Below are 8988 nucleotides of genomic sequence, written 5' to 3'. Positions count from 1 at the left end.
GATGCCGCGCAGCTCGCCGGCTTCGGCGGGCGAACACAGGCTGACCGCGCGGCCGTCGCGCCCGGCGCGGGCGGTGCGGCCGATCCGGTGCACGTAATTGTCCGGTACGTTGGGCAGCTCGAAGTTGTAGACGTGGCGCACATCGGGGATGTCGATGCCGCGCGCGGCGACATCGGTGGCGACCAGCACCCGCAGCTTGCCCTGCCGGAACTCTTCCAGCGCCCGCGTCCGCTGACCCTGCGACTTGTTGCCGTGGATCGCCCCGACGGCAAAGCCCGACTGGCCCAGCTTGCGGCTCAGCCGGTCGGCGCCGTGTTTGGTGCGGGTGAACACCAGCGCCAGCTCGTCGCGGTGGCCATCCAGCAGGTCGGACAGCGTTTCGCTTTTGGCGGCGGCATCGACAAAGATCACCGACTGGTCAATCTTGTCGGCGGTCTTGCCCGGCGGTGCCACCTCGATCCGCACCGGGCGGGTCAGGAAGGCCGCCGCGATCTCGTTCATCTGCTTGGGCATGGTGGCCGAAAACAGCAGCGTCTGCCGCTCGTCGCGCAGCATCTTGGCGATCCGGCGCAGCGCGTGGATAAAGCCGAGATCCAGCATGTGGTCGGCCTCGTCCAGCACCAGATAGCGGGTGTCGTCCAGGCGGATGGCGTCGCGCTCGATCAGGTCCAGCAACCGGCCCGGCGTGGCGATCAGCAGGTGAACGCCGCGCTGCATCCGCTGGGCCTGGGCGTTCAGCGAGGCACCGCCAACCACAAGGCCCAGGCGCAGATGCGCGCCTTTCAGCACCGCCGACAGGTTGTCGTGGATCTGCTTGGCCAGTTCACGGGTCGGCGCCAGGATCAGCCCATGCGCCGATTTCGGCATGCAGCGCATCTGGTCCTGCAACAGCGCGTCGGCGATCGGCAGGCCAAAGGCCAGGGTCTTGCCGGTGCCGGTCTGGGCCAGGCCCATCACGTCGCGCCCATTCATCACTTCGGGGATCGCCCGGCTTTGAATCGGGGTGGGTTCGGTCAGGGAAAGCTCGGCCAGACGGGCCAGCAGTGCGGGGCGCAGGCCCAGCATCTCGAATGTCATTTTAAGTCCTTTCGGGCCACGCCACCATGGCGGGCCGGATTGCCCTGGTTGGATACACAGGGTGAAAACGGGCTGCGACAGAACCGCGGGCCGAATTGCCCGGCGGCCGTAATCGCGAAAGCCCCTACGCGAAACAGGAGAACCTGAATGCGGGAAAACTTGTATCGCAGGATCGGAAGGATGTTCCGGACCGGAAAGGATGCCGGCGACTACAGGCGCCCAGATGGGGCCTGGGCGCCCAAAAGTCAATGGGTTAATGCAACGCGCCGCGCTCAGGCCGCCAGCGCCGCCCCCTCATAGCTGCGCAGGGTCGGACGGGCCAGGGCCGCCCGGGGCGACCGCGCGTCGACAAGTGCGGCGAATTCCGGGAACAGGCTTTCCGAAGGAATGCCCGCGGCGGTGACGATTTCGTGCCCGGTAAAGCGCAGGTGCAAATAGTCCACCATGCCGCCGGGCAGCAGCGAAATCGCGCCGCCATCCACCAGGTGGCGCGCGGCCACCAGCACCTCGGGGGCGCCGCAATACAGCTCGGCGCGCCAGTCGCAGATCAGCATGCGGTGCTGCTGAGACACGATCAGGTCGGCATCATTGCCCAGCGCGCCCTTGCGGATCAGCACCGGCGCCGCCGCGCCCAGCGCGGTAAATCGTTCGCGGCAGAGGCCCAGCAGCGGCTGCGGTCCGTGGTCGCGCGTCAGGATCAACTCGCCAGGGCGCAGCGCCTCGACCGGCCGTAGGCCCTGGGTGGTCTGGATCAGCGTGCCGGGGGTGAAACAGACCGGTCCCAGATCCTCGGCATACAGCGGTGATTTATGGCCCGAAGATCGCGAGGCCGAAACCAGCGAGCCGCTTTGCAACACCTGCCCATCGGTGGGGGTGAACACCCAGCGCCCGTCATCGAGTTTCAGCATCGCGCCGGTATAGGTGATCTGGCCGTCGTCAGCCGTCTCGATGGTGACGGTGGTATCGTCATAGGACGATTTGATGTCCTGCCCGTCGATGCTGTCATCGTCGTGCTTGTCGAAGTCGCCGTCATTGTTGCGGTCGACCAGGTCCATCTCGAAGACCTCGGCCGTTTCCCCGCGCTCGACGGAACTCAGGACAAAGAACTGATCGGTATAGGTCGTGCCCGCACCGGTATCCCTGTCGTCGTCCTCGTCGCGCTCGTCTTCCTCGTCGCGTTCGTCGTCTTCCTCGTCGCGTTCGTCGTCTTCCTCGTCGCGTTCGTCGTCTTCCTCGTCGCGTTCGTCGTCTTCCTCGTCGCGTTCGTCGTCTTCCTCGTCGCGTTCGTCGTCGTCCTCGTCGCGCTCGTCGTCGTCCTCGTCGCGCTCGTCGTCTTCCTCGTCGCGTTCGTCGTCTTCCTCGTCGCGTTCGTCGTCGTCCTCGTCGCGTTCGTCGTCTTCCTCGTCGCGCTCGTCGTCTTCCTCGTCGCGCTCGTCGTCTTCCTCGTCGTGCTCGTCGTCTTCCTCGTCGCGCTCGTCGTCTTCCTCGTCGCGCTCGTCGTCTTCCTCGTCGCGCTCGTCGTCTTCCTCGTCGCGCTCGTCGTCTTCCTCGTCGCGCTCGTCGTCTTCCTCGTCGCGCTCGTCGTCTTCCTCGTCGCGCTCGTCGTCGTCCTCGTCGCGCTCGTCGTCGTCTTCGTCGTGCCCGTCGTCTTCCTCGTCGTGCCCGTCGTCTTCTTCGTCGCGCTCGTCGTCTTCCTCGTCGCGCTCGTCGTCGTCCTCGTCGCGCTCGTCGTCGTCCTCGTCGCGCTCGTCGTCTTCCTCGTCGTACTCGTCGTCTTCCTCGTCGCGCTCGTCGCCTTCCTCGTTGTACTCGTCGCCTTCCTCGTCGCGCGCGTCCTCGTGTTCTAGCGTCTCGTCCTTCGCGTCCTCGTCACAGTCATTCTTGCCCATTTTGGATCACCCGTGCTGCCCTCAATCGCTTTCAGGTACCCTTAAAAAATGGCGAAAATTTTACGTAAGCGGCTGTGATTGCGACGGCTCCGCCACAGTTCACCGGCGCGTGCTGCCCTTGTTCAGGCTTCGATCAGGCGCAGATCGCCGGCCAGCCAGGGCAGCCGTGCCACCGCGGGTGCGATCATCTTGCGCTGTACCAGGTGGCGCAGGGTCTGGGCGATGTCGCGTGGCACCTTGTCGTTCCAATCCGCCGCCGCGAATAACGAGATGGTGCGGGCAAACCCCTCGAAAGGCAGTGGAAAGGCGTCGATCTCGTCCTGGAAGCGCACCGCGCGCATGTAGCCCAGCGGTGTCGTCACCGTCCATCCGATGCGCCGCGCCACCATCGCCATCAGCGCCAGGTGGCTGCCGATCTCGAACCGTTCCTCGAAATCCAGGTTGCGCCGCGCCAGATGCGCCTCGATCTGGCGGCTGATCAGCTGCTCGCGGGTATAGCGCAGAAAGGGCAGGGTGCTGCGCTTGTCCCGGATCTCGCGCGGATCCTCGATCGCGCCGCGCGGGGTGACCAGGATGAACGGGTCGCGCACCAGCGGATATTCGCGGATGCCCTCCAGCACCTGGTCGGTATTCGCCGCCACCGCCATGTGCAGCTCGCGTGCCGCCATCGCCGCGCTGATCTCATTGCTCGAGGCGGTGACCAGCTTGAACCGGCATTTGACCATGTTGTCGGCCAGCACCGTGGCCAGGCGCGGCGTGATGTCATTGTCGAAATCGTCGATCATGCCGATGCTGAGCGTGGTCAGATGGGTCAGGTCCATCACCGTCAGCTCGCTCTGTGCCAGCCGCAATTCGTTCAGCACCGCTTCGGTCCGCGCGAGAAAGCTGCGCCCCGCGGCGGTCAGAACCATCGGCCGGCGCGTGTGGTCAACCAGATCGGTGCCCAGTGCCGATTCCAGGTTGCGCAGCTGCTGGCTGACCGCCGGCTGGCTCAGCTCGGTGAGCTCGGCCGCCTGCGCGACCGATCCGGTCCGGGCCAGTGCCTCGAACACTTCCAGCCCGCGCAGGGTGACGCCCTTGATCAGCATAAGCAGCCCCTCAGCCTTCAGACCTTCATGACCACAGGCTTCCTCGAGGTCAAGAAATCAACGCACCTTTCGGGCTACTCGCACAGTTCTGCGGCTTTTTGACTAAACGCGCTCCACCGTTCCCAAAATTCCGAATCGCTGCGGCTGGAGGATTGGCGGATCTCCTGCGCGCGCTGCGGATCGGTGAAGAAGGCCGCGCCGCGCCGCTGATCGCTGGAACTGAGCGAGTCATTGGCCACCGCCTGCACGCAGCCGCAGCGTTCCAGCGTGGCGCCGGTGCGGGCCGCCTGCATGCAGGCCGAGGTGATCGGCCCGCCGACAACCCGCGTCACCGCCGATCCGCGGCCCGAGCCGCAGGAGGCCACAAATGTCAGGACAATCAGCGCTGCAAGAATGCGTATCATGGTCTGCTATGCTATCCGCTCGTATCGCCCCTTCGCGGGGCAGGTTTTCGCTGTTTATGCCGAAACCGCGGCGGCCTTTCAATCCGGCCCGCATCGCGCCGCGCTCAGCGGCGGATCACAAATCCGCCCGCCACATCGCCGTCATAGGGCGCGGTCGTCACCCCGGTGACCCGCGCCGCGCCGGGCCCGCGCTGCAGCGCCCGCAGCATCGCCGCCACCGCCGCCGCATCGCCGGCGATCACGCCCGAGACCGACCCGTCCGCCTCGTTGCGCACCCAGCCGTCCAGGCCGCGCTGCAACGCCTCGGCCTGAGTCCAGGCGCGAAAGGAAACCCCCTGCACCCGACCGGTCACCCGCAGGCTCAGCACCGTTTCACGCGCCATTGACCAAATCCCAAATCCGCATCATATCCCGCAGCATGACCGACCTCGCGCATATCCGCAATTTTTCGATCGTGGCCCATATCGATCACGGCAAGTCCACGCTTGCCGACCGTCTGATTCAGGCCACCAACACCGTCTCCAACCGCGAGATGAAAGAGCAGCTGCTCGACGCCATGGATATCGAGCGCGAGCGCGGTATCACCATCAAGGCCAATACCGTCCGGCTGGAATATCTCGCCGACAATGGTGAGACCTATGTGCTGAACCTGATCGACACGCCCGGCCATGTCGACTTTGCCTACGAGGTGTCGCGCTCGATGCATGCCGTCGAAGGCTCGCTGCTGGTTGTCGACAGCACCCAGGGGGTCGAGGCGCAGACGCTGGCCAATGTCTACCAGGCCATCGATGCGGATCACGAGATCGTCCCGGTGCTGAACAAGATCGACCTGCCGGCCAGCGAACCCGACCGGGTGAAGGAACAGATCGAGGACGTGATCGGCATCGACGCCTCCGAGGCGCTGCTGGTCTCGGCCAAATCCGGCATCGGCATCCACGAAACGCTCGAGGCGATCTGCCACCGGCTGCCCGCGCCCAAGGGCGACCGCGCCGCGCCGCTCAAGGCGATGCTGGTCGATTCGTGGTACGATCCCTACCTGGGCGTCGTCGTCCTGGTCCGCATCATGGACGGGGTGATGAAGAAGAATGACCGCGTCAAGTTCATGCGCAACGGGACCGTGCACCAGATCGACAAGATCGGCGTGTTCCGCCCGGCGATGCGCGACGTGGCCGAGCTCGGCCCGGGCGAGATCGGCTTTATCACCGCCTCGATCAAGCAGGTGCGCGACACCAAGGTCGGCGATACCATCACCCACGAGAAGAAGGGCGCCGAGAAACCGTTGCCCGGCTTCAAACCGTCGATCCCGGTGGTGTTCTGCGGGCTGTTCCCGGTGGACAGCGCCGAGTTCGAGGATCTGCGCGACGCGATCGAGAAGCTGGCGCTGAACGATGCCTCGTTCAGCTTTGAAATGGAAACCTCCGCCGCGCTGGGCTTTGGCTTTCGCTGCGGCTTTCTCGGGCTGCTGCATCTCGAGGTGATCCGCGACCGGCTGGAACGCGAATACGATATCGAGCTGATCACCACCGCGCCTTCGGTGGTCTATCACGTCTACATGAAGGACGGGTCGATGCAGGAACTGCACAACCCCGCCGACATGCCCGACATGACCCATGTCGACCATATCGAAGAGCCGCGCATCAAGGCCACCATCATGGTGCCCGACGACTATCTGGGCGACGTGCTGAAACTGTGCCAGGACCGCCGCGGCATCCAGCAGGAACTGACCTATGCCGGCACCCGCCCGCTGGTGGTGTATGACCTGCCGCTGAACGAGGTGGTGTTCGATTTCTACGACCGGCTGAAATCGGTCACCAAGGGCTATGCCAGCTTCGACTACCAGATGATCGGCTATCGTCAGGACAACCTGGTCAAGATGCAGGTGCTGGTGAATGACGAACCGGTCGACGCGCTGTCGATGATGGTGCATCGCGACCGTGCCGAGATGCGCGGCCGGGCGATGTGCGAAAAGCTGAAAGAGCTGATCCCGCGCCACATGTTCAAGATCCCGATCCAGGCCGCCATCGGTGGCAAGGTGATCGCCCGCGAAACCCTGAGCGCGCTGCGCAAGGACGTGACCGCCAAATGTTATGGCGGCGACGCCACCCGCAAACGCAAGCTGCTGGAAAAGCAGAAGGCCGGGAAAAAGAAGATGCGCCAGTTCGGCAAGGTCGACATCCCGCAGGAAGCGTTCATCTCCGCCCTGAAAATGGACAGCTGAGGCTGTTCATAATCCGCGCGGGCGGGTCACAGCGCTTGGCGCCGCCAAGCGTGTGCCCGCATGGCGGGGCAGGGCGCTGCCGGTTCGAGAATCCCGCTTGCGCGGGGATGACAGCCCCTGTCGCGGTACAGCCGCCCCTTATTCTGACCCGCTTGTGATCAGCCGTCGCTTGCAAAACAGGCGCGGCGCGCTCACACTCTGTCTGGGACGGGCCATTTTGAAGCAGAAAAGGTCCAAGACAGATGAAACATATCACCACACTCACCATCGGGGCGGCGCTCGCCCTGCTGCCCACGCTTGGCTCGGCCTGGACGGCCTATAACCGGCACGAGGTTGTCCCACTGGGCGACGGCGTGTTCGAGGTTGTCAGCGAGGTCGGCTCTGGCCCCACCGATTTCTGGTGCGGCGCCGGCGATTATGCCTATCGCCAGATGCGGGCCGCCGCGGTACAGCGCCTGTATCTCTGGCGCGCCATCGGCCCCAGCGTCAGCCGGCCCGGCCGCAAGGCGGTGCAGTTCTCGCTGACCCCGCCGCCCGGTGCCGACCTGCAGCCGGGGTTTGCCCTGTCGATGAACGATGTCGGTGACAACCTGCGCGCGGGGGCGGCGCAGCAATATTGCTATGGCGCCGAACCGGCCGTGCCCCCGATCCTGCGGCCCTAAGCCCCGACCGACAAGGAGCGCGTGATGACCCAGCTGCGAACCGGCCTGTGCGCCGCCCTGATGGCGCTGGCGCCGGTCGCCGCCCCGGCCTGGCAGGCGGATAACCTGCTGACGGTGAATCCCCTGTCCGGCGGCGGTTTTGAAGTGGTCGGCGCGCCCGGGTCGGGCGGGCCGGATTTCTGGTGCGCCGCCGGTGATTACGCCATGCGCGTTCTGGGAGCCGACAGCACCCAGCGCGTGTATCTGGTGCGCAGCCGCGGCGCGCCGGAAACCAGCAACCGCACCTCTTCAGTCCAGTTTTCGCTGACCCCACCACCAGGGGCCGTTCCACGCGACGGCCTGTTCCTGTCGATGCGTCGCGTCGGCGACAATCTGAGCGTCGCCTTCGCCCGCAACTATTGTCTGGACCGCAAGAACCTGGAATTCTGACCCGGCATGGCGCAGACCGAATTCCATCTCGGCACCCGAGGGCAGGGGCTTTACGAACTGACCCGCGAGGTTGCGGGCTGGCTGCATGACACCGGGGCGACGGATGGGCTGTTGACGCTGTTCGTGCGCCACACCTCCTGTTCGCTGTTGATCCAGGAAAATGCCGACCCGGATGTGCAGACCGACCTGCTGGCCTGGCTGTCGCGCTGCGTGCCGCCGGCGACCGATCCGTCGCTGTCCTATCTGCGCCATACGCTGAAAGGGCCCGACGACATGCCGGCCCATATCAAGGCGGCGCTGCTGCCGGTGTCGCTGTCCATTCCGGTTAGCAGCGGGCGCATGGTGCTGGGCACCTGGCAGGGGATTTACCTGTTCGAACATCGCGATGCGCCGCACAGCCGCCGGGTGGCCGCGCATCTGGGCTGATCCTGCTTTGAAAACAACGGGATGCGCGTGATTTGCGCCCGTTATGCCACAGGATGTGGTGGTGCGGAAATTGCACTACACAACGCCTGACAAGCGCCCTATAGTGGCTGTGGATAAACGGGTGGTAGACCCTAAAGGGGCGGAAACACGGGGGAATTTGGATGCGCTGTCCATTTTGCGGCAATATCGACACCCAGGTGAAAGACAGCCGTCCGGCGGAAGACCACGTGTCGATCCGGCGCCGGCGCTTTTGCCCGGCCTGCGGCGGCCGCTTCACCACCTATGAACGGGTGCAGCTGCGCGACCTGGTGGTGATCAAATCCTCGGGCAAGCGCGAGGATTTCGACCGCGACAAGCTGGAGCGCTCGATCCGCATTTCGATGCAGAAACGCCCGATCGAGCCGGAACGTATCGACCAGATGATCTCGGGCATCGTGCGCCGGCTGGAAAGCATGGGCGAAACCGACATTCCCTCCAGCAAGATCGGCGAGATCGTGATGGAGGCGCTGGCCCGGATCGACACCGTGGCCTATGTGCGCTTTGCCAGCGTTTACAAGAACTTCCAGGCCGCCGACGATTTCGAGGACTTCGTGCACGAGCTGCGCCCGAAAACGCAGCCGGACGAGTGAACCGGGCGGATTCCCGCTTTATGGCGCTGGCCCTGTCGCTGGGCCGGCGCGGGCAGGGGGCGTGCTGGCCCAACCCGGCCGTCGGCTGCGTTATCGTCAAGGACGGCCGCATCGTTGGCCGCGGCTGGACCCAGCCCGGCGGCCGCCCTCATGCCGAGACCGAGGC

General features: G+C 65.2%; 10 protein-coding genes and 1 pseudogene. 6 read left to right on the top strand and 5 right to left on the bottom strand.

The window, feature by feature from the left end; all coding sequences use genetic code 11:
* From CVM52_RS20900 to CVM52_RS20880, 5 genes are all read right to left on the bottom strand, one after another.
* The coding region (locus tag CVM52_RS20900; RefSeq protein ID WP_100164334.1) for a DEAD/DEAH box helicase at positions 1-1077 on the bottom strand (1077 nt) is incomplete at its 3' end.
* Between the two features lie 272 nt (positions 1078-1349).
* A complete protein-coding gene (locus CVM52_RS20895) occupies positions 1350-2966 on the bottom strand; it encodes a Hint domain-containing protein (protein WP_100164333.1) in 1617 nt (538 codons plus the stop codon).
* A gap of 122 nt (positions 2967-3088) precedes the next feature.
* Complete coding sequence (locus CVM52_RS20890; protein WP_100164332.1) at positions 3089-4054, bottom strand: LysR family transcriptional regulator; 966 nt, start codon at positions 4052-4054, stop codon at positions 3089-3091.
* Between the two features lie 74 nt (positions 4055-4128).
* Positions 4129-4458: an arginine transporter gene (locus CVM52_RS20885; RefSeq protein WP_240621017.1), complete on the bottom strand. Its 330-nt coding sequence runs from the start codon at positions 4456-4458 to the stop codon at positions 4129-4131.
* 104 nt (positions 4459-4562) lie between these two features.
* Positions 4563-4841, bottom strand: coding sequence for an acylphosphatase (locus tag CVM52_RS20880; protein ID WP_100164331.1), 279 nt, complete (start codon positions 4839-4841; stop codon positions 4563-4565).
* 35 nt (positions 4842-4876) lie between these two features.
* On the opposite strand from CVM52_RS20880, the gene lepA reads away from it, so the two are divergent.
* From lepA to CVM52_RS20850, 6 genes and pseudogenes are all read left to right on the top strand, one after another.
* Entirely contained in the window at positions 4877-6676 is a 1800-nt protein-coding gene (lepA, locus tag CVM52_RS20875; RefSeq protein ID WP_100164330.1) for a translation elongation factor 4, read from the top strand.
* Positions 6677-6918: 242 nt separating this feature from the next.
* Positions 6919-7338, top strand: a complete 420-nt coding sequence (locus tag CVM52_RS20870; RefSeq protein ID WP_100164329.1) for a hypothetical protein — start codon at positions 6919-6921, stop codon at positions 7336-7338.
* 24 nt (positions 7339-7362) lie between these two features.
* Positions 7363-7767, top strand: coding sequence for a hypothetical protein (locus tag CVM52_RS20865; RefSeq protein ID WP_100164328.1), 405 nt, complete (start codon positions 7363-7365; stop codon positions 7765-7767).
* A 6-nt stretch (positions 7768-7773) separates the two neighbouring features.
* The gene (locus CVM52_RS20860) at positions 7774-8193 is read left to right on the top strand and encodes a secondary thiamine-phosphate synthase enzyme YjbQ (protein ID WP_100164327.1); all 420 of its coding nucleotides are present in this window, start codon (positions 7774-7776) and stop codon (positions 8191-8193) included.
* Positions 8194-8354: 161 nt separating this feature from the next.
* On the top strand, positions 8355-8822 hold the full coding sequence (nrdR, locus tag CVM52_RS20855) for a transcriptional regulator NrdR (RefSeq protein ID WP_100164326.1): 468 nt from the start codon (positions 8355-8357) through the stop codon (positions 8820-8822).
* Positions 8823-8842: 20 nt separating this feature from the next.
* A pseudogene (locus CVM52_RS20850) lies at positions 8843-8988 on the top strand (bifunctional diaminohydroxyphosphoribosylaminopyrimidine deaminase/5-amino-6-(5-phosphoribosylamino)uracil reductase RibD); the annotation flags it as partial.

Origin of the sequence: Pseudooceanicola lipolyticus (genome assembly GCF_002786325.1) — a bacterium.
Classification (GTDB): domain Bacteria; phylum Pseudomonadota; class Alphaproteobacteria; order Rhodobacterales; family Rhodobacteraceae; genus Pseudooceanicola_C; species Pseudooceanicola_C lipolyticus.
The sequence above is the reverse complement of the archived record's forward strand: the minus strand, read 5'-3'. Positions and strand labels throughout refer to the sequence as shown.